Below are 19,269 nucleotides of genomic sequence, written 5' to 3' on the forward strand. Positions count from 1 at the left end.
AACTCAACCCTTGACGCTCAATACAGTTGCTTTCTTTGCAGCAGCAAAGAAAGTGACTGCCGCCCCGCACAGGGGCAGTGCTAATAGACCGACACGAAAACGGGATCCGGCGAAATCAAAAGCGATAAGCAAAACCAAAAGCGAAGAAAATTCAAACCGCCACGTTGAGCAATCGATCCCGCATAACCCCCACATCGGACTTACTCAAAACCTCGACGACATAATTTGCATCCCGCACATAAGCCGCAAACCGCCGATCCAGAATGCCTTTAGAAGCCAGCGCCTCGAGCGGCGCATTCGCCTCGACCTCGCAAGACTTCACGATCATCAACCGCTCCGCATTAAGCGAAGTAGAAAGCCACGCGGCGAGCGAATCCGAAGTGGTATCCCAGTTCGTCATGGAATCGGGCGTCGAGCGCATCAGATCGGTCGGAACCCAAACCGCCACACGCCCATCGCGCAACGCGCGCCGAATCCTATCCTCGTTCGACGCCAGCACGAGCTCCGGCACCACGCCCTGCATCAGAATCGCGTACTGCGCCATCGCGAGCAGACACATGTTGTGAGCCGCGAGATCGTCGAAATGCCACTCCTGCTGATACTGCCGCACCGCGTCCGCGAAATCGCCGCCGCCCGGCACGATCACGACGCGCCCGCCGCCCACTTCCCATAGCCGCGTCAACCACTCGCGCAGCGCCGGGTCGTGACTCAGGCTTCCCCCGATCTTCACCACCCACATATTCCTGTCCTCGTTCGATCAAGCCGGCGGGCCACGCACCCGCATCCTTCGCTATGTTTCGCACGCTATCACGCAGCGCGCGCCGATGCATCGTTCGACAGATGCGCTTCGTTGCCTCCCGCGCCCTTCATCGCCATCGACGCCAGCAGCGCAACCGCCACGCTCGGCGCGCACGTCGATACCCATTCGGCACGCGTCGCATCGTCGCCGTCGATACCCGCGAGACGCGCGAAGTCGACATAGCTGCGCGCCTCCTGCCGCGCCAGCGCCGCCGCCAGAAAACGCCCGCAACCCGCGCCCACGATCGGCGCCGCCGCCAGCGCCGCATCCTGCGCAACGACGCGCGCCAGATTCGTCTCCAGCGCGCGCAACTGCTCGCGCCGCCAGCCCTGCGCGAAACGCCGCCACTCCGCATCGCTCGCATCGGCGGCGTCGCGGCCGATCATCCGCGCAATCCGGACGCGGCTCGCAGCCTGCGTCTTCGGCCCGTTGTCGGCGCTCGGATGCTGGTCGTGCTCGGGCCACAACTCGCCCGTCAGACGATAGACATCCGCGGTCGTCGCGAACCATTCGTTCATCACGCCGGCGTGCTCGCCGCGAAACGCGATGCGATGCGCGAGCCCGCACAACGGCGTTCGCACCACGCCCTGATACACGAGCTCACCGCTCACCAGCCGTTCGGCGTCGCTGGTGCCGCGCGCCACGACGCGTCTGCCGACGATCGGAATGATGTCCGTCGTCGTGCTGCCGATATCGACGAGCAGCGCATCCGGCAGGCACGCCGCGACCCATTGCGCGGTCGCGAGCCAGTTCGCCGATGCGACCTTGCGCCAGTGTTCCGCGCACGCCGAGCGCGCGAGCCAGCCCGCGTCGCCGGCGAAAAACATCGTGCGCGGCCCGAGCCTTTGCGCAAGCGCGCGCGTCAACGCACGCACGCCCTCGGCGCGGTCGGCGAAGAGATCGACCATTTCGCCCGTCATCGTGACGGCGTGGCGCGCGGCCGGATCGGCGGCGGCGGGCCAGCGCTCGAACATCGCGTCGATCGCGCGTTCCAGGTGCGCCATGCCCTGCCACAACGGACACGCCCATTGCGCGACGTCGGCGAGCACGCCCGCGCGCGTCGCCATCGACACCTTGACGTGCGCGCCGCCCACGTCCCAGCCGAACACCGGCGCATCGTGCAATGTCGGTGCCGTCATGACGACGCTCCGGCGCACGCGCGCAGCAATCCGGCATCGCCGTCGAAGCCGGGCACGCGATGCGCCGCGAGCAGCTCCGCCGCGAGATTCCTGCCGCCGCGCCGGCTCAGTTCCGCATACGCGACCGTGAGACGCGGATTCACCTCGATCACGACCGGCCCGCGCTCGGGATGCCACACGACATCGATGCCGACGAAGCCGCGCAGCCCCGGAAACGCATCGGCGACGCGCAGTGCGAGCCGTTCGAGCGCGCGTCCTTGCGGCCCATGCCGGTCGATGCGGTCGACATCGACGCCATCGAACTGAACGATGCGCTCGCGCCGTTCCGATCCCGCCGCATCCGACAATCCGATGCGCTGCCGGTTGATGCTCACGAGCCGCGAGAGCCGGTCGCGGCAGATCAGCGAAAGGCTCAACGGCTCGCCGTCGATCCATTCCTGCAGCACGGGATTGCGGCCCGCTTCCGCGCGCGCGGCGTATTCGGCGCACGCGGCGGCGAGGTCGTCGTAGACGTAGGTATCGAGGCCGCCCGCGCCGTCGTCGGGCTTGACGACCCAGCGCCGGCCGATTGCGGCGGCCGCGTTTTCCGGTTCGAGCGCGCGCGTCGCGGCGATGCTGCGCGCGGCGAGACACGCGGCCGTCGCGCTCTTGCTCGATGCCCCGCGGATCGCTTCCTTCGCGCAGCCGAGCCAGCGCGCCTGGCCGACGGCGTCGTAGAGCTTGAGCAGCAGTCCGTCGCACTCGGGCGCGACGATGCAGGCATAGTCATGCTCGCGCGCCACGCGGGCCACGAAGCGGATGAGCGATTCGCCCGGATGCGCGCGCACGTAGCCGCTTGCGCCGTCGAGTTGCTCGAAGCGCGAGCTTGCGACGGTCACGTCGATGCCGGGCAGCGCGCGCAGATCGGCGGCGATGGCGTCGCGCATCACGCGGCCTTCGACGATGAGCGCGGAGAGATCGGCGAGGCTGCCTGCGCCTGCCGCGTCCGGATCGATGCCGCCGCCGGTGAGATACTCGAATACAAAGATCTTGGTCAAAGGAAAGCCATCCATGCAGGTGATACCCGTTCTCGATCTGCTCGACGGCCACGCGGTGCGCGCGGTGCGCGGCGAGCGTTCGCGCTATCGGCCGATCCAGTCCTCGTTGTGCGCGACGAGCGATCCTGTTGCGATCGCCCGCGCGCTCGTCGCCGCGACCGGCGCGCGCACGTTGTACGTCGCCGATCTGGGCGCGATCCTTTCGCGCGGCGCGCACGATGCCGCGCTCGCCGCGATTTGCGATGCCCTCGGCGACGGCCTGCGCATCTGGCTCGACGCGGGCTTTACCGCGTTTCTGCCGATGCGCGCTTTCATCGAACGCGTCTTGCGGCTGACGCGTTCAGCGGCGCCTGCCGCGATCCTGCCTGTGTTCGGCACCGAAACGCTCGTCGATGTCGGCGCGATCGCCGAGGCATCGGCTTGCGGCTTCGAGCCGATACTTTCGCTCGACTATCGCGGCGGGCGCGCGCTCGGGGCGACGCATGGCGAGAGCGGATGGTGGCCGTCGCGCGTGATCGTGATGACGCTCGATCATGTGGGCGCGTATGGCGGGCCCGATCTCGACACGTTCGCTGACGTGCGGGCGCTTGCCGGGGCGCGGGAGGTGATCGGCGCGGGTGGGATCCGCCATGCCGATGATCTCGCGCTCGCCGAGCGCAGCGGCGCTTCTGCCTGGCTCGTCGCTTCCGCTATTCACGATGGCTCCTTATCTCAGGGCGATGTGCATCGCGGGGCTTCTTTCTGACTTCCTTGGCATCGAACTCAATTTTTATGCCAACGGCTTTCGGGGCGCGTTTCAGGTGTAATCGTTTGGGAAGCAGGTGTTGCATATGGTGATTCATGGGTGACAGTGTGTTGCAATGCGGAGCAGTTTTTTTCGCCTTTCCCGGCGGGGGTTTCGCTGGATCCCGGTTTCGCGTCGGTCTATTAGCATTGCCCCTGTGCGGGGCGGCACTCACTTTCTTTGCTGCTGCAAAGAAAGTAAGCAAAGAAAGCAGCTCTTCAGGCCCGCGGTCACACGCAATTTGGGTAGTCCTCTCGTCCCAGGCGGCACTCGCCTAAAGAGTGCCCTCAAACACCTAATCGGGCTTGGCTCGCGCACGGTCTGCCGCCCGAATACGTTGAGCGCGCTGGTTCAGCACGAAATGGCTTCGGCACAGCGCTACGCGCTGCCGCCGGGTCCGCAAGGGAAACCATCGTACGGCAAAGGCAGTGCGATAAAGATGTTAGTAGCGAAGCACGCGCATTCCCGATTGACCGGTCGGCCGCGAAGCGGGCTGGAGCTATTTGGTGCTGAACCAGTTTGGTATGTGGTGCGATGAGACGGACCGTGCGCGAGCCAAGCCCGGTTGGGCCTATGAGGGCACTCGTTAGGCAGCCCACGAACGACGAGAGGACTACCCAAATTGCGTGTGACCGCGGGCGTATCAGTAGCTGCTTTCTTTGCTTACTTTCTTTGCAGCAGCAAAGAAAGTGAGTGCCGCCCCGCACAGGGGCAATGCTAATAGACCGACACGACAACGGGATCCGGCGAAATCAAAAAGCGATAAGCAAAAGCGAAAAGCAAAAGCAAAAGCAACAAAACCGGCATAGACCTTGCTCAAAAGGTCGACCATGCCCGATACCTCCACCACGCCGAGCGCCCCGTCCGCGGCCTCAAAACCTTGGACCTGTCCGTTCTGCCCTTTACTATGCGACGACATCACGCTCGCACCCACCGCCGATCACCGCCTCGCAGCGCCGCACACCGCCTGCCCGCGTCTGGACGCTTCCCTTGCCCGCTTCGGTCCGAACGATGCAAGCCAGAAGCCCCAAATCGACGGGCAAGTCACCGACGAAAAGTCGGCGCTCTCGCGAGCCGCCGCGATCCTGTCGAACGCACATCGGCCGCTATTCGGCGGTCTCGCGACCGACGTGTCCGGCGCACGCGCGCTCTATGAACTCGCCGCGCAGTGCGGCGCGATCCTCGATCACCTTCACGGCGACACGCTCGCCGACAGCAATCGCGCACTGCAAGATCGCGGCTCGTTCTTCACGACGCTCTCCGAAGTCCGCTCGCGCGCCGATCTCATCGTCGTGTTCGCGTGCGAGCCGTCGCGACGCTATCCGCGCTTCTTCGAGCGCATCGCAAGCGAGGGCCGCGAGACAAAGGTTGTATTCATCGGATGTGACATCGATAAAGCCGCCAACGCCCAAGCCGAATCGATCCTCGCCAACGCCGATCCCTTCGACACACTCGCGCTGTGGTCCGCGCTCGTCGAAGGCGGCCGTCCGATTCCAACGCCCGAACTCGTCGCGCTGACCGAACGCATCAACGCCGCGAAGTACACGGCGGTGATCTACGAGCCATCGGCGCTGCCGACGCAGCACGCCGCGCTCGCGATCGAAGCGCTGCAACGCATCGTCAAGGCGATCAATCGCACCGCGCGCGCCGGCACGCTCGCCCTCACCGGCGACGACGGCGCCGCGTCCGTCAATCAGGCGATCACATGGCTGTCGGGCTTTCCGCTGCGCACGCGCGTCGCATACGGCTTGCCGCTCGATCACGACGCGCATCGCTATCGCTCGGAAACGCTGCTGCAGCGCGGCGAAATCGACGCGCTCCTGTGGGTGTCCAGCTACGCGCCCGAGCCGCTGCCCGCATCGCTCGATGCGAACGTGCCCGCGATCATCCTCGCGCATCCATCGACGGCCGTCCCCGCGCGCCACGCGCCGACCGTGTTCATCCCCGTCGCGACGCCGGGCATCGACAGCGGCGGGCATCTGTTTCGCGTCGATACATCGGTGGTCGCGCCGCTCGCCGCCGCGCGCGATTACGCCTTGCCGACGGTCGCATCGATCGCATCGCAACTCGCGCAGGCAAGGAGGCCCGCATGAGCGTCACGCGCCTCAAAGGCGGCACGCTTTACGATCCGGCGAATGGCGTCGATGGCGAGAAGCGCGACATCCATATGCGCGATGGCCGCATCGTCGCCGATGCCGCGAACGAAAGCATCGACCGCGATTACGATGCGAGCGGCATGATCGTGATGGCGGGCGGCATCGATCTGCATTCGCACATCGGCGGCGGCAAGACGAATCTGTCGCGGCTGCTTCTGCCCGAAGATCATCGCGACGATCCGCGTGCCGTGCCCGATCGTCCGAACGAAGGCCGATACATGCGTCTGCCATCGTGCGGCGTGTGCGCGCCCGGCACGCTTGCCACCGGTTATCGCTATGCGGAAATGGGCTACACGGCCGCGTTCGAGCCGGCGATGATCGCGTCGAACGCGCGCCACGCGCATCTGGAAATGGGCGACACGCCGATCATCGATCACGGCGCCTACGTGATGATGGGCAACGACGAGCTCTTCCTGCAGATGCTCGCTGCGAAGGAAGACTTCGAACGTCTGCGCGATTACGTCGGCTGGACCATCGATTCGAGCAAGGCGCTCGGCGTGAAGGTCGTGAATCCGGGCGGCATATCGGCATTCAAGTTCAATCAGCGTTCGCTGGATGTCGATGAAAAGCACGCGCATTACGGCATCACGCCGCGCGATGTGTTGAGCACGCTCACGCGCGCGCTCACCGAGCTGCGCGTGCCGCATCCGCTGCATGTTCACGCAAGCAATCTCGGCGTGCCGGGCAACATCGAATCGACGATCAGAACGATGGACACCGCCGATGGCCTGCCCATTCATCTGACGCATATCCAGTTCCATAGCTACGGCACGGAAGGCCCGCGCAAGTTTTCATCGGGCGCGCGCGCGATCGCCGATGCAGTGAATGCGCGGCCCAACGTGACGATCGATGTCGGCCAGATCATCTTCGGTCAGACCGTCACCGCATCCGGCGACACGATGATGCAGTTCAAGAACGCGCCGATGGCCCGACCGCGCAAATGGGTGCTCGGCGATATCGAATGCGATGCGGGCTGCGGCATCGTGCCGTTCAAGTACCGCGAACAGAGCTTCGTGAATGCGCTCCAATGGATCATCGGGCTCGAGATCTTTTTGCTCGTCGACGATCCGTGGCGCGTGTCGATGACCACCGATCATCCGAACGGCGCGCCGTTCACGAGCTATCCGCATCTGATCCGCTTGCTGATGGACAAGTCCTTTCGCGACGAACAACTCGACAAGCTGCACGCCGATGCGAAAACCGCGAGCGCGTTGAGCGAAATCACGCGCGAATTCTCGCTCTACGACATTGCGATCATCACGCGCGCCGGTCCCGCGAAACTGCTCGGCCTCACGGATCGCGGGCATCTCGGCGCAGGCGCGGCGGCGGACATTGCCGTGTATCGCGACGATGACGATCGCGAGCGCATGTTCACATCGCCTGCTTACGTGTTCAAGGACGGCGAGCTGATCGCGCGCGACGGCACGCTGCTCGCGACGCCCACCGGCGGCATCCATTACGCGCGCCCCGACTACGACCGCGCGATCGAAAAGCGCGTGCGCGAATTCACGCAGGCAAACCTCGCGACGCGCTTCGAGAACATCGCGATCGGCGACGATGAAATCTGCGCATGCTGCAACGGCGGGCGGCTGTTGCCCGTCGCATCCTTCGCTTCGAACGGGAGTTGACGCATGCGTATCAACGACACGCAGATCGACGACACCTTCGCCGAAGCCTTCCCGATGAAAGCGACGCGCCTCGTCATCACCGCGCATTCGTCGACGTGGGCCCGTCACGCGGCCAATTCGCTGACAGGCTTCGCGACGTCCGTCATCGATTGCGGCTGCGAGGCCGGCATCGAACGCGATCTGTCCGGCGATGAAACGCCCGATGGCAGGCCCGGAATCGCGGTGCTGATCTTCGCGATATCGTCGAAGGAACTCGCCAAGCAGATCGCGCGGCGCGTCGGCCAATGCGTGCTGACGTGCCCGACGACCGCCGTCTATGGCGGCATCGATCCCGCCAACACACGCGCGCCGCTCTCCGACAACGCGCCGCTCGGCGCGGGCCTGCGCTTCTTCGGCGACGGCTATCAAATATCGAAAGTGCTCGACGGCACACGCTATTGGCGCGTGCCCGTGATGGACGGCGAGTTCGTCTGCGAGGAATTCACCGCGACGGTGAAAGCGGTCGGCGGCGGCAATCTGCTGTTTCTCGCGCGCGACATCGACAGCGCGCTCAATGCGGCCGAATCCGCCGTCGCCGCGATGCATCGGCTGCCGAACGTCATCACGCCGTTTCCGGGCGGCGTCGTGCGCTCGGGATCGAAGATCGGATCGAAGTATGCGGGCGCGACGGCGTCCACGAACGATGCGTTCTGCCCGACGCTCGTCGGCTTGTCGAAGAAGAGCGAGCTGACGCCGGACATCGCGTGCGTGCTCGAAATCGTCATCGACGGCTTGACCGATGCCGATGTCGGCGCGGCGATGACCGCGGGTATCGCGGCGGCGACGAAGATCGGGCGCGCCGGCGGCGTGCTGCGCATTTCGGCGGGCAACTACGGCGGCAAGCTCGGGCCGTACCATTTCAAGCTGCATGAACTGTCGAAGGATATCGACGGGAGCCGCGCATGAACGCCATCACGTTGCGCGTAAAAAATGCGCCGGGCTTTCGCGTCGACGGGTCGAAATTACTGCCCGCGACGCTCGCGGAGATATCGGCGACAGAACTGCCGCGCATCACGCTGCAAGGCGCGGGCGAAACGTGCGCGCTCGGCGATCTTTTCGACATCGCGCAGGAACCAAGCGATGCGCCCGCACTCACGATAGAAGGCGATGCGCCGTGGCTCGATCGCATCGGCGCGAACATGACCGAAGGCACGCTCGCGGTGCACGGCGCTGCAGGCGATTACGCGGGCATGAAGATGTCCGGCGGCGAGTTGAACATACGAGGCGATGCGGGCGCATTCGCCGCGTGCGAGATGCAAGGCGGACGACTGTCGATTCACGGCAACGCCGGCGAGTTCGCCGCAAGTGCGCTGCCCGGCGACATGGAAGGCATGACAGGCGGCACGCTCGCGATTCACGGCAGCGCAGGCGCGCGCCTCGCGGATCGCATGCGGCGCGGCACCGTGCTGGTCGCGGGCGATGCGGGCGATTTCGCCGCGTCGCGGCTCGTCGCGGGCTCGGTCTGCATCGGCGGGAAAGTGGGCGCACACTTGGGCTACGGCATGCGGCGCGGCACGGTGTTGCTGGCAAATGCGCCATCCCGCATTCCGCCGACGTTCACCGAAGGCGGGCGCGGCTTCGACGTCTTCTGGCTGCTGTTCACGCGCATGCTCGCGCGCGAGATCGCACCCTTTTCGCAGTTCGCTGGCAAGATATTGCCGCGACGCTACGCGGGCGATCTCGCCGTCGATGGACGGGGGGAATTGCTGATCGCCAATTCGTAGCAAGGAGATGAACAATGGACCGTTGGCACTTCCGGGGAGACACGCCATGAGCACCGCGCGGACATCAGCAACGTCGCGCGACGGCCGTATCGATGTCGCAAGCGAGCGTTACGCAGGCCCGATGATCGCGTTGCACTGGATAATTGCGATCGCAATCATCGCGATGCTGTGCATCGGCTTCTATATGGTCGGCCTGCCGCGCGGGTTGCCGTTCAAGTCGGACCTCATCAACTTCCACAAGTCGCTCGGAATCACCGTTTTCCTGCTGGTGCTGCTCCGCATCCTGGCACGTCTGGCTTATCGCCGGCCGCCTTTGCCGCCGATGCGAACGTGGCAACGCGCCGCCGCGAGCATTACGCAGGCTCTTTTATACGTTGGCATGGTGGCGATGCCGCTCACCGGTTATCTCGGCTCGTCGTTCAACAAGTTCGGCACGAAGTTCTGGGGCATCGCGCTGCCGCAATGGGGCTGGGACGACAAATCCATGCGGCAGATCTTCTTCGGCATTCACGAGTATCTGGCGTGGATCATGGCCGCGCTCGTCATCGTGCATTTTCTCGGCGCGATGAAGCATCAGTTGATCGATCGCGACGGTCTCTTGCGGAGGATGCTGCCTTGAAGATTCGCGTGCTCGGTTCATCGGCGGGTGGCGGCTTTCCGCAATGGAACTGCAACTGCCGCAATTGCGATGGCGTGCGGCGCGGCTCCATTCTGGCGCGTGCGCGCACTCAGTCGTCCATTGCTGTTACCGATAACGGCGAGGACTGGCTGCTCGTCAACGCATCGCCGGACATTCTTGCGCAGATCGCCGCAAACCCGGAATTGCAGCCCGCGCGCCGCGTGCGCGACACCGGGATCGCTGCCGTCATCACGATGGATGCGCAGATCGATCATGTCACCGGTCTGCTGATGCTGCGCGAGCGCGGCACGCCCTTGCCGCTCTATACGACGGACGCCGTGTGGCAGGACCTCTCGACGGGCTTTCCCATCACGTCGATTCTTTCGCATTACTGTGGCGTCGAGCACAGGCGCATCGCGCTCGATGGCGCATCGTTGTCCGTGCCTGAGCTGCCGCGCGTGGGCATCGACGCATTGCCTCTGTCGAGCAAGGCGCCGCCGTATTCGCCGCATCGCGATGCGCCGGAAACAGGCGACAACATCGGCCTTATGTTCACGAATCGCGCTTCGGGCAAGCGCGCATTCTATGCGCCGGGGCTCGGCGCGCTGGAGCCGCATGTGCTCGATGCGATGCGCGAAGCAGACTTGCTGCTCGTCGATGGCACCGTCTGGACCGACGATGAAATGATTCGCCTCGGCCTCACGAAGAAGACCGGCAAGGATATGGGCCATCTCGCGCAAACCGGCGCGGGCGGCATGATCGACGTGCTCGATTCGATCGATCGCGCGGGCGTGCGCAAGGTGCTGATCCACATCAACAACACGAACCCGATCCTCATCGAGGATGGACCTGAAAGGCGCATGTTGTCGGAGCACGGCATCGAGGTCGCGCACGACGGCATGACTTTCGAGCTGTGACATTCGCACTGGAGACCGTTAGATGTTCGACCCGATGCTCAACCCGACCACAGGCCCGATCTTCACGAAAGTGACAGACGAAGGCCCCGCGTGGACGCGCGACGAATTCGAAGCGCAGTTGCGCGCGAAGGGCACGGCGTATCACATTCATCATCCGTTCAACGTGAAGATGAACAGCGGCGGCTGCTCGAAGGAACAGATACGCGGCTGGGTCGCGAACCGCTTCTACTATCAGATCAACATTCCGCTGAAGGATGCGGCGGTGATGTCGAATTGCCCCGATCGCGACACGCGCCGCCGCTGGGTGCTGCGCATTCTCGATCACGATGGCTACGACGATCAGCCCGGCGGCATCGAGGCATGGGCGCGTCTTGGCGATGCGGTCGGCCTCTCGCGCGACGATCTATGGTCGCTCAAGCTGGTGACGCCGGGCGTGCGCTTCGCCGTCGATGCCTACGTGAACTTCGCACGGCGTGCGCCGTGGCAGGAGTCGGTGTGTTCATCGCTTACGGAGATGTTCGCGCCGCAGATTCACAAGGACCGGCTCGCGACATGGCCCGAGCATTACAAGTGGATCGAGCCCGAAGGGCTTTCGTATTTCCGCTCGCGCGTGTCGCTTGCGCAGCGCGATGTCGAGCACGGTCTCGAAGTGACGCTCGCGCATTTCACGACGCGTCAGGAACAGCAACGCGCGCTCGATATCCTGCAGTTCAAGCTCGATATTCTCTGGACCATGCTCGATTCCATCGAAAAGGCTTTTCCGCAATGAGCGATACGAACCCGACTCAACGCAAGCAGGAAGCCGTCGAAGCGCCGGACGATTCGTTGCATCCGAAACTAAAACGCCTCTTCCGGCTGCAATGGGAACCTGCGCAGAACGCGCATGTGCTGCTTTATCCGGAAGGCATGGTGAAGCTCAATCAGAGCGCATCGGAGATTCTTCAGCGATGCGACGGCACGCGCGATATCCCCGCGCTCGTCGCCGATCTGGAGCAGGCGTTCAATGCGACCGGCCTCGGCGACGACGTGCGCGCGTTCATCGCCGGCGCGCGTGCGCGAGGCTGGCTGGAGTAGCGTCATGACCGACTTGTCCGAACCGATTGCGAAGCCCGAGCACGAAGACGCAACCGTCGCGCCGCCGCTCTGGCTGCTTGCCGAGCTCACGTATCGCTGTCCGCTGCATTGCGTGTTCTGCTACAACCCGGTGAATTACGCCGATCACACGCACGAGCTGGACACCGATCAATGGATCGACGTATTGCGTCAGGCACGCGCGCTGGGCGCCGCGCAACTCGGCTTCTCCGGCGGCGAGCCGCTGTTGCGCGACGATCTCGAAACGCTCGTCGGCGAAGCGCGGAAGCTCGGCTTCTATACGAACCTCATCACATCGGGCATCGGTCTGACGGAGAAGCGCATCAGTGCGTTGCAGGACGCCGGGCTCGATCACATACAGCTTTCGTTTCAGGACTCGTCGCAGGAATTGAACGACTTCCTTTCCAGCACGAAGACCTTCGACTACAAGAAGCGCGTCGCGAATCTCATCAAGGCGCATGGCTTTCCGATGGTGCTCAATTGCGTGCTTCACCGCTATAACCTGCCGCATATCGGACGCATCATCGACATGGCGCTCGCGATGGGCGCGGAGTATCTCGAACTCGCGAACACGCAGTATTACGGCTGGGCGCACAAGAATCGCGCGCAACTCATGCCGACCAAAGAGCAGCTCGACGAAGCCGAAGCGGTGGTCGAACGCTATCGCGGCGAGATCGGCGACCGGTGCAAGATCTTCTTCGTCGTGCCGGATTACTACGAGCGCAGACCGAAGCGCTGCATGAACGGCTGGGGCTCGGTGTTTCTCGGCATCGCGCCCGATGGCGCCGCGCTGCCGTGTCATACCGCGCGGTCATTGCCGGGCCTCACGTTTCCGAACGTCACCGATATGTCGATCAAGGACATCTGGTACGAGAGCGATGCGTTCAACCGGTTTCGCGGCTTCGGCTGGATGAAGGAGCCGTGCCGCAGTTGCGACGAGAAGGCCATCGACATGGGCGGCTGCCGCTGTCAGGCGTATCTGCTGACGCAGGACCCCGCGAATGCCGATCCGGTTTGCGACAAGTCCCCGCATCACGAGCGCGTGATCGAAGTCGTGCGCGCTGCATCGGCACGGCAGGAACCGCAAGAGCAACCCATCGTCTTTCGCAACGATGCGAACTCGAAGCGCATCGCGGCCGAGGCCTCCGGTAGTGGTTCAAAAGAAGGAGAAGACAAGCCATGACTGCCGATATCTCCGTGCTGCTGGTGGACGATCACGCCGTCGTGCGTGAAGGCTACAAGCGTCTGCTCGAACTGAGTCCCGATGTGAACGTCGCGGGCGAAGCGGCGGATGCAGCCGAGGCTTATCAGAAGTTTTGCGCGCTGCAGCCGGATGTCGTCGTGATGGATCTCGCGTTGCCGGGCGCAAGCGGCATCGAGGCGATGCGGCGCATGCTGGCGCGCGAGCCGCACGCGCATGTGCTCATTTTCAGCGTGCATGAAGAAGCGATCTTCGTGCGACGCGCGCTGGATGCGGGCGCGCGCGGTTATGTGACGAAGGCGAGCGCGCCCGATGTGCTCGTCGAAGCGGTGCGTTCGGTTGCGCGGCGCGTTTCGTATCTGAGTCCCGATGTGTCGCAAGCGCTTGCATTGCGCGCGAGCATTCAGGAAGGACGGCAGTTATCCGCGCGCGAATTCGAGGTGCTGAGATTGCTCGTGCAGGGTTATACGCTGCCGAGCATCGCTGAGAAGTTAGGCTTGAGCCAGAAGACGGTTGCGAATCATCAATCGGTGATCCGCCAAAAATTCGGCGCGGATAACGGCGTGCAGTTGGCACAGATCGCGAACCGCCTGGGGCTTCACTTCGCCGATTTCGCTTCGTCGGCGGTCGCGGGCAACGGCAGCCCCGCCTGAGCCGGCACGCGCGCGCAAAACAGAAAACCCGCGCCCGGCTCGCTCACAATCTGAAACTCGCCGCCGAGCGCTTCGACGCGCTCGCGCATGCCGATCAAACCGAGTCCCTTGCGCGGCTTCGCGAGATCGACGCCCGGGCCGTCATCGGCCATCGTCACGACAATTTCTTCCGGCGCGCGCGCCAGATAAATCTCCACGCGTGAAGTCCGTGCGAACTTCGATACGTTCGTCAGCCCTTCCTGCACGAGCCGATACAGCGTGATGTTGAGCGCATCGCTCAAATTGTCGAAATCGCCGTCGACAGCGAGCGTGAACGTCACATCGGGCAAGCGCTCGCGCCAGCCATCGACGCAATGTTCGAGCGCCGTCGGCAAGCCGAATTCATCGAGGCCGATGGGACGCAGCCTGCGAATCATCCCGCCGATCTCGCGATACACATGCGTCGCGCTTTGCATCAGCGCAAGCGACAGCCGATGAATCTCCGCCTCGCGCGTAGCCGACAAATCGCGGATACGCCCCGCATCGAGCGATATCGCGTTGAGGTACTGCCCGAGCTCGTCGTGCAACTCGCGCGCGAGATGACGCCGCTCGGTCTCCTGCGCGGCGAGCGCCTGATTCGCAAGGCGACGATTCTCCGCAAGCAGATGCTCGGCCTCTTCTTCGAGCGCGCGCCGTCTGCGCACTTCCGATTGCGCCTCGCGATAACGCCGCCACGCGAACCACGCGAAACCGATCGCGAGCACGACGAGCGTCGGCGGCAATTCATCGACTTGAAACCGTTCGGCGCTGCGCGTCAGCCGATACGCGTACTCGCTGAAATCGAAACGCGCAAAGAGCGCGGCCGCGATCAGCGTCGCCGCGAGCACGCAAGCAAGGTCGCGCCACACCGGCGAGCGCGGCGCGCGGCGGTCGGCGTCTTTCGCGAAAGAGGGCAAGGATTCGGTCGGCATCGTGGAATGCATTCTACGCACGGCGTCATCGCGCCGTGCGGTGGGTGGAACGCAATTGGGAACGCTTCCCTGCGCGATCGGGAAAAGCTCCCGGTCCACGCGCGCTGTCTTATGCGACGCTTTCATCGAAAGAAACACGCTCGGCGCGTGAATCGAAATATAAAGAGGAGACGATGATGAAGAGCATGCCGCGCCTGCGCGCGCCCGCGCATCCGTTCAAACCCCGAGCGGGGCTGCGGCTCGTCTTCGGCGGCGCGTTCGCGAGCATCACTGTGGCCGCATGGGCGCAGACGCCGCCAGCCGATACGACGCCGACAACCGAACTGCCTTCGATCGTCGTCGTCGGGACCACGCCGCTCGTCGGCGTCGGCACGCCGCTGGAGAAAGTGCCCGCGAACGTGCAAACGATCAAGGGCAGCGAGATCCAGGCGCAGCATTCGCCGACCGTCACGAACTATCTGGAGAAGAACGTCGCGAGCGTCGATACCAACGACGCGCAAGGCAATCCGTGGCAGACCGACATCAACTATCGCGGCTTCACTGCGTCGCCGCTGCTCGGCACGCCGCAGGGCTTGTCGGTGTTCATGGACGGCGTACGCATCAACGAGCCGTTCGGCGATGTCGTCAACTGGGATCTGATTCCGCAGGCCGCGATCCAGACGATGCAGATCATCCCCGGGTCGAATCCGACGTTCGGCCTGAACACGCTCGGCGGCGCGGTCGCGGTAACGACGAAGAACGGGCGCAGCAATCCGGGCGGCAACGTCGATGTCGGCTTCGGTTCGTTCGGACGCAAGTATGCGCAGATCGAGCAAGGCGGCGCGATCGGCGATCATCTCGACTATTACTTCACCGCGAACGTCACGAACGACAACGGCTGGGCCGATCACAACGCGAGCAAGCTGCGCCAGGCGTTCGGCAAGATCCGCTATACCGACGCCGACACGACGGTCTCCGTTTCGATGGGCGGCGCGGACAACACGCTGAACGGCTCGCAGACGATTCCGCGCTCGTTCATGGACAACTTCCGTCAGGCGTACACGTTTCCCGACACGAACGAGAATCAGGTCGGCTATCTGACGATCAACGCCGAGCACTACATCACGCCGAACGTGCAGTTGAGCGGCAACGCGTACTATCGCCACTATCGCAACAAGAACGTGAGTTCGAACGTCAACGACGATTTCGATCCGGACGGCGACGATGCCGACGAACTCACGCAAGCCTTCAACGACCAGTCGGTGATCGTGACGGACAGCTACGGCGCGAGCCTGCAACTCACCTTGCTCAACAGGCTCTTCGATCACGACAATCAATTGATCGTCGGCGCGGCGGGCGACTTCGCCAATTCGCATTTCACGCAGGCCGAGCAGCCGGCCGCATTCGAAGACAACCGCGCGACGATCGCCACGGGTCCGTTCGCACCGACGACCGACGCGAAGACGCACAACTCGAATCTCGGCATCTACTTCGAGAATACGTTCTCGTTCAACGAACAATGGTCGATGACGCTCGCCGGACGCTACAACTGGGCGAAGGCGACCATCGGCGACGAGAGCGGCGTGCAGCCGCTGCTCGACGGGAATCACACGTTCTCGCGCTTCAACCCGGCCGTGGGCTTCAACTGGAATCCGACGCCGAACTTCACCGCCTACGCGACGTACAACGAAGGCATGCGCTCGCCGACCGCAATCGAACTCGCGTGCGCGGACCCCGCCGCGCCGTGCTCGTTGCCCAATGACTTCATCGCGGACCCGGATCTTAAGCCGGTGATTTCGAAGACGTTCGAAGTCGGCGCGCGCGGGCGTCTCGGCAGTCATACGCAGTGGAGCGCCGCGGCCTACAGCACGACGCTCGACGACGAGATCCAGTTCGTCAGCGCGCAAGGCGCGGGCAGCACGCTCGGCTATTTTCAGAACGTCGGCAAGACGCGACGGCAAGGTTTCGAACTCGCGGGCCGCACGCAATGGGGACCGGTGGGCATCGCGGCGAGTTATAGCTATGTGAACGCGACGTATCGATCGACGTGGACGGAAAGCAGCGCGAGCAATTCGAGCGCGGACGCCGATGGCAACATCACCGTGCATTCGGGCGACCGCATTCCGGGCATTCCGGCGAATACGGTGAAGATGCGCATCGACTACAACCCGTTTGCGCACTGGAACATCGGCACGAATCTCACGTATCGCAGCAATATCTTCGCGCGTGGCGACGAAAACAATCAGGACGTCAACGGCAGCGTCGCGGGCTATTTCCTGATCGATCTCGACACGACCTACAACGTGACCAAACAGTTGCAGGTCTATGCGACCGTGAAGAACCTGCTCAACAAGCGCTATGCGAACTTCGCGATTCTCGGCGAGAACTTCTTCGACGGGCCCAATCACACGTTCAACAACGGCGCGACGGTGAACGAGCAGTTTCTCGGCGTCGGTGCGCCGCGTGGCGTGTGGGTGGGGATGCGGTATGCGTGGAAGTGATATGACGTGATAGCGCGGCTCAATCCCGATACGACTTCCACGGAATGCCGCGCGCGTTGATGCCTTCCCAAAGCGAAGCCTGACAGCGAAGCCTGTCTTCCTCGCTGCGCGGATGCGTCCTGTCCCTCGCGCGCATTCGTCGTGATCGACGTTGCAATATGCGCAATGCCACGGCGCACGAATGGAAGTGGCCGCGCAATGCGGCCATTTCACACTCGGCAACGCCTCCTTGCCGCTCAACGCCCGACGATCGACCCCGCGCTCGGCGGATAAGTGACGATGCCCCACGCCAGCGGCAGATCGCCGATCTGCTTGACTTCCTTGTAGTCCGATCCGTCGAGCACGTACACCGCGTTCGAACGTCCGCAGGCCAGCAGCAGCTTCGAGCCGTCGGGCGTGAAGCTGAAGTGCCAGCAACGCTGACCGACAGGCACATCCTTCCTATGCTCGTAGGTCGAGCCGTCGAACACTTGCAAGGTCTTGTCACGCGATGCCGCGATCAGCAAGCGCTTGCCGGAAGGATCGAACGAAACGCCATACGGGCCCGTCTTCGTATCGACGGTCTTCACGGTCTTCAGGCTTTTGCCATCGAGCACGACGAACTTGTTCGCGTTCTCCAGCGTGACGACATACTGCTTGCCATCCGGCGACACCTTGATGCCGCGCGGACGCGAACCCTTGTCGAGGTTCACCGTGCGGACCGGCTTGCCCGTCCCGACGCGATACACCGACACCGTATCGTCGCCCTCGTTCGTCACGAGGATCAGCTTGCCGTCCGGCGAGAACTCGACGCCTTCGGTCTCGTGCCCGCTCTTGACCGTATGCGTGATCTTCATGGTCTTCAGATCGACGATGGCGATCTCGGCGGGCGGCGAATTCGCGTCGTCGTCGTCCTTCTCCGGCTGGCCCGGTTTCGGCGGGCCGCCGCTTTCACCCGGCTCGTACGTCACATACGCATAGCCGCCGAACACGCGCACGAACTCGGGATTCTTGCCGATCTTCGCGCGCCGCGTGACCTTGCCCGTCGACGTATCGATCTCCGAGAGATCGCTCGTCGCCTTGTTCGCCACGTAAAGACGCGTGCCTTCCTTGTTGAGCGACAGCCCGCGCGGGCCGTCCTTGCCGACATCCCAGGTCGTCGCGAGCGCGAGCGTGTCGAGATCGATCACGCCGACGCCGGCGTTTTCGGTCGTCACGTAGGCGGTCGGCGCGGCGGCATGGGCGACGTTCGCCGCCAATGCAAACGCAAGCGATGTCGCGATCGCCGACGCGCAGGCAATGCGCGCCGCCTTGAATCTGACTTGCATGGTCGTCTCCAGCGGTTTCGATACCGATTGTTCGAGTTCGTGAGCGCACGCGCGCGACACGGCACGGCGCGCGTGCCGGCAGCCTCAACTTAGCCCAATCGGCGCGGCCGAGGCAACGGCATCGGCCGGGAGAAATTCCCGAATTCCGCTGGACTTTTCGCGTGGCGCCAATCTAGCGCGTCGCGGATGGATCGCTTGCAAGGAGATCGACGAGCGCCTTCGCGCCGCGCTTCCACGACAGGTCGGTGTTGCCGCGTATGTCGACGGAGCGTTGAAAGAGCATCGCGCCGCTGTTCGCGTCTTCGACGCGCAGGTTCATGTTGAGGATGAGATTGCTGATCTTCTGCACCCAGCACACGCCGACGCGCGATGTACCGAGTTCCTTCGCCACACGCAGTTCGCAGCCGTTGCACGCGTTCATGTCCTGCGTGCTTTTCAGCGTCGCGATGAGATCGCTGGCCTTCGCATTGTCGGCGACGCGAAAGAGCGCGCGCTCGCGCAAGTCGTCGCGAAACGCGCCGCTCACCATCGCGAGGCGCGCGCTCTGAATGCGGTCGATTTCGGCGTCGTTGTAGGCGGCGTTATCGTCGATGAGGGTGCAGTCGAGCATCGCGATCGATTGCGGCGCGCTCTGGGCAAGCGCGCTCGTCATGACGATGGCGAGCGCAAGCGCGAGCATCGCGCGGACAGTGTGTGTCATGTTGAAGGCCCCGGCGTTGTGCTTCCCGGCAAAAGCAGATCGCA

General features: G+C 63.8%; 19 protein-coding genes. 12 read left to right on the forward strand and 7 right to left on the reverse strand.

All coding sequences use genetic code 11. The features are described 5' to 3' along the window. Nucleotides 1-151: 151 nt before the first annotated feature. The 3 genes from NCS03_RS19810 to NCS03_RS19820 all read right to left on the reverse strand — a co-directional run bounded on the left by NCS03_RS19810 (nt 152) and on the right by NCS03_RS19820 (nt 2,975). Nucleotides 152-739: an amino acid kinase family protein gene (locus tag NCS03_RS19810; protein WP_008354331.1), complete on the reverse strand. Its 588-nt coding sequence runs from the start codon at nt 737-739 to the stop codon at nt 152-154. A gap of 68 nt (nt 740-807) precedes the next feature. Continuing rightward, nucleotides 808-1,938: a hydantoinase/oxoprolinase family protein gene (locus NCS03_RS19815; RefSeq protein ID WP_008354330.1), complete on the reverse strand. Its 1,131-nt coding sequence runs from the start codon at nt 1,936-1,938 to the stop codon at nt 808-810. Beyond that, on the reverse strand, nt 1,935-2,975 hold the full coding sequence (locus NCS03_RS19820; protein WP_250529636.1) for an ATP-grasp domain-containing protein: 1,041 nt from the start codon (nt 2,973-2,975) through the stop codon (nt 1,935-1,937). Before NCS03_RS19820 ends, NCS03_RS19815 begins: the two co-directional genes overlap by 4 nt. A 13-nt stretch (nt 2,976-2,988) precedes the next feature. Between NCS03_RS19820 and NCS03_RS19825 the strand changes: the two genes are divergently transcribed. Next, nucleotides 2,989-3,720, forward strand: coding sequence for a HisA/HisF-related TIM barrel protein (locus NCS03_RS19825; protein WP_250529637.1), 732 nt, complete (start codon nt 2,989-2,991; stop codon nt 3,718-3,720). A gap of 682 nt (nt 3,721-4,402) precedes the next feature. Here NCS03_RS19825 and NCS03_RS19830 read toward each other — a convergent pair. Next, a complete protein-coding gene (locus NCS03_RS19830) occupies nt 4,403-4,591 on the reverse strand; it encodes a hypothetical protein (protein WP_250524206.1) in 189 nt (62 codons plus the stop codon). Here NCS03_RS19830 and NCS03_RS19835 point away from each other — a divergent pair. From NCS03_RS19835 to NCS03_RS19880, 10 genes are read left to right on the forward strand one after another with little or no spacing between them, the layout of a single operon-like run. Next, nucleotides 4,590-5,852 (forward strand): molybdopterin-binding domain-containing protein, encoded by a 1,263-nt coding sequence (locus tag NCS03_RS19835; protein WP_250529638.1) that lies wholly within the window; start codon nt 4,590-4,592, stop codon nt 5,850-5,852. The two genes, NCS03_RS19830 and NCS03_RS19835, sit on opposite strands and share 2 nt — an antisense overlap. Beyond that, nucleotides 5,849-7,543 (forward strand): formylmethanofuran dehydrogenase subunit A, encoded by a 1,695-nt coding sequence (locus tag NCS03_RS19840; RefSeq protein WP_250529639.1) that lies wholly within the window; start codon nt 5,849-5,851, stop codon nt 7,541-7,543. The genes NCS03_RS19835 and NCS03_RS19840 overlap by 4 nt, the downstream gene beginning before the upstream one ends. A 3-nt stretch (nt 7,544-7,546) precedes the next feature. Then, nucleotides 7,547-8,488 (forward strand): formylmethanofuran--tetrahydromethanopterin N-formyltransferase, encoded by a 942-nt coding sequence (gene fhcD, locus NCS03_RS19845; protein ID WP_008354324.1) that lies wholly within the window; start codon nt 7,547-7,549, stop codon nt 8,486-8,488. Then, a complete protein-coding gene (locus tag NCS03_RS19850) occupies nt 8,485-9,306 on the forward strand; it encodes a formylmethanofuran dehydrogenase subunit C (protein WP_008354323.1) in 822 nt (273 codons plus the stop codon). The genes fhcD and NCS03_RS19850 overlap by 4 nt, the downstream gene beginning before the upstream one ends. A gap of 46 nt (nt 9,307-9,352) precedes the next feature. Next, nucleotides 9,353-9,925 (forward strand): cytochrome b, encoded by a 573-nt coding sequence (locus tag NCS03_RS19855; protein ID WP_250440804.1) that lies wholly within the window; start codon nt 9,353-9,355, stop codon nt 9,923-9,925. Further along, nucleotides 9,922-10,842 (forward strand): pyrroloquinoline quinone biosynthesis protein PqqB, encoded by a 921-nt coding sequence (pqqB, locus tag NCS03_RS19860; RefSeq protein ID WP_250529640.1) that lies wholly within the window; start codon nt 9,922-9,924, stop codon nt 10,840-10,842. Before NCS03_RS19855 ends, pqqB begins: the two co-directional genes overlap by 4 nt. A gap of 22 nt (nt 10,843-10,864) precedes the next feature. Then, nucleotides 10,865-11,611: a pyrroloquinoline-quinone synthase PqqC gene (gene pqqC, locus NCS03_RS19865; protein ID WP_008354320.1), complete on the forward strand. Its 747-nt coding sequence runs from the start codon at nt 10,865-10,867 to the stop codon at nt 11,609-11,611. Next, complete coding sequence (pqqD, locus tag NCS03_RS19870; RefSeq protein ID WP_250529641.1) at nt 11,608-11,916, forward strand: pyrroloquinoline quinone biosynthesis peptide chaperone PqqD; 309 nt, start codon at nt 11,608-11,610, stop codon at nt 11,914-11,916. Before pqqC ends, pqqD begins: the two co-directional genes overlap by 4 nt. 4 nt (nt 11,917-11,920) lie before the next feature. Beyond that, complete coding sequence (gene pqqE, locus NCS03_RS19875; protein ID WP_250529642.1) at nt 11,921-13,117, forward strand: pyrroloquinoline quinone biosynthesis protein PqqE; 1,197 nt, start codon at nt 11,921-11,923, stop codon at nt 13,115-13,117. Then, a complete protein-coding gene (locus NCS03_RS19880; RefSeq protein WP_175982318.1) occupies nt 13,114-13,788 on the forward strand; it encodes a response regulator in 675 nt (224 codons plus the stop codon). The genes pqqE and NCS03_RS19880 overlap by 4 nt, the downstream gene beginning before the upstream one ends. On the opposite strand, the gene NCS03_RS19885 is transcribed toward NCS03_RS19880, so the two are convergent. Continuing rightward, nucleotides 13,734-14,738 (reverse strand): ATP-binding protein, encoded by a 1,005-nt coding sequence (locus tag NCS03_RS19885; protein WP_175982319.1) that lies wholly within the window; start codon nt 14,736-14,738, stop codon nt 13,734-13,736. The two genes, NCS03_RS19880 and NCS03_RS19885, sit on opposite strands and share 55 nt — an antisense overlap. A 176-nt stretch (nt 14,739-14,914) precedes the next feature. Here NCS03_RS19885 and NCS03_RS19890 point away from each other — a divergent pair, with 176 nt between their 5' ends. Further along, nucleotides 14,915-17,218: a TonB-dependent receptor gene (locus NCS03_RS19890; RefSeq protein WP_250529675.1), complete on the forward strand. Its 2,304-nt coding sequence runs from the start codon at nt 14,915-14,917 to the stop codon at nt 17,216-17,218. A 236-nt stretch (nt 17,219-17,454) separates the two neighbouring features. On the opposite strand, the gene NCS03_RS19895 is transcribed toward NCS03_RS19890, so the two are convergent. Together NCS03_RS19895 and NCS03_RS19900 are read right to left on the reverse strand one after the other, a co-directional pair. Beyond that, nucleotides 17,455-18,525: a beta-propeller fold lactonase family protein gene (locus NCS03_RS19895; RefSeq protein WP_033535973.1), complete on the reverse strand. Its 1,071-nt coding sequence runs from the start codon at nt 18,523-18,525 to the stop codon at nt 17,455-17,457. A gap of 172 nt (nt 18,526-18,697) precedes the next feature. Beyond that, nucleotides 18,698-19,225, reverse strand: coding sequence for a DUF3280 domain-containing protein (locus tag NCS03_RS19900; protein WP_250481956.1), 528 nt, complete (start codon nt 19,223-19,225; stop codon nt 18,698-18,700). Nucleotides 19,226-19,269 lie beyond the last annotated feature (44 nt).

The organism is Caballeronia sp. ATUFL_F1_KS4A (genome assembly GCF_023630905.1).
GTDB lineage: Bacteria > Pseudomonadota > Gammaproteobacteria > Burkholderiales > Burkholderiaceae > Caballeronia > Caballeronia zhejiangensis.

Excerpts from the sequence above, each read along its gene's own strand:
- NCS03_RS19810 (WP_008354331.1), bottom strand. The coding sequence starts at position 739 with ATGTGGGTGGTGAAGATCGGGGGAAGCCTGAGTCACGACCCGGCGCTG.
- NCS03_RS19815 (WP_008354330.1), bottom strand. The coding sequence starts at position 1,938 with ATGACGGCACCGACATTGCACGATGCGCCGGTGTTCGGCTGGGACGTG.
- NCS03_RS19825 (WP_250529637.1), top strand. The coding sequence starts at position 2,989 with ATGCAGGTGATACCCGTTCTCGATCTGCTCGACGGCCACGCGGTGCGC.
- NCS03_RS19835 (WP_250529638.1), top strand. The coding sequence starts at position 4,590 with ATGCCCGATACCTCCACCACGCCGAGCGCCCCGTCCGCGGCCTCAAAA.
- NCS03_RS19830 (WP_250524206.1), bottom strand. The coding sequence starts at position 4,591 with ATGGTCGACCTTTTGAGCAAGGTCTATGCCGGTTTTGTTGCTTTTGCT.
- NCS03_RS19840 (WP_250529639.1), top strand. The coding sequence starts at position 5,849 with ATGAGCGTCACGCGCCTCAAAGGCGGCACGCTTTACGATCCGGCGAAT.
- fhcD (WP_008354324.1), top strand. The coding sequence starts at position 7,547 with ATGCGTATCAACGACACGCAGATCGACGACACCTTCGCCGAAGCCTTC.
- NCS03_RS19850 (WP_008354323.1), top strand. The coding sequence starts at position 8,485 with ATGAACGCCATCACGTTGCGCGTAAAAAATGCGCCGGGCTTTCGCGTC.
- NCS03_RS19855 (WP_250440804.1), top strand. The coding sequence starts at position 9,353 with ATGAGCACCGCGCGGACATCAGCAACGTCGCGCGACGGCCGTATCGAT.
- pqqC (WP_008354320.1), top strand. The coding sequence starts at position 10,865 with ATGTTCGACCCGATGCTCAACCCGACCACAGGCCCGATCTTCACGAAA.
- pqqD (WP_250529641.1), top strand. The coding sequence starts at position 11,608 with ATGAGCGATACGAACCCGACTCAACGCAAGCAGGAAGCCGTCGAAGCG.
- pqqE (WP_250529642.1), top strand. The coding sequence starts at position 11,921 with ATGACCGACTTGTCCGAACCGATTGCGAAGCCCGAGCACGAAGACGCA.
- NCS03_RS19880 (WP_175982318.1), top strand. The coding sequence starts at position 13,114 with ATGACTGCCGATATCTCCGTGCTGCTGGTGGACGATCACGCCGTCGTG.
- NCS03_RS19885 (WP_175982319.1), bottom strand. The coding sequence starts at position 14,738 with ATGCCGACCGAATCCTTGCCCTCTTTCGCGAAAGACGCCGACCGCCGC.
- NCS03_RS19890 (WP_250529675.1), top strand. The coding sequence starts at position 14,915 with ATGAAGAGCATGCCGCGCCTGCGCGCGCCCGCGCATCCGTTCAAACCC.
- NCS03_RS19895 (WP_033535973.1), bottom strand. The coding sequence starts at position 18,525 with ATGCAAGTCAGATTCAAGGCGGCGCGCATTGCCTGCGCGTCGGCGATC.
- NCS03_RS19900 (WP_250481956.1), bottom strand. The coding sequence starts at position 19,225 with ATGACACACACTGTCCGCGCGATGCTCGCGCTTGCGCTCGCCATCGTC.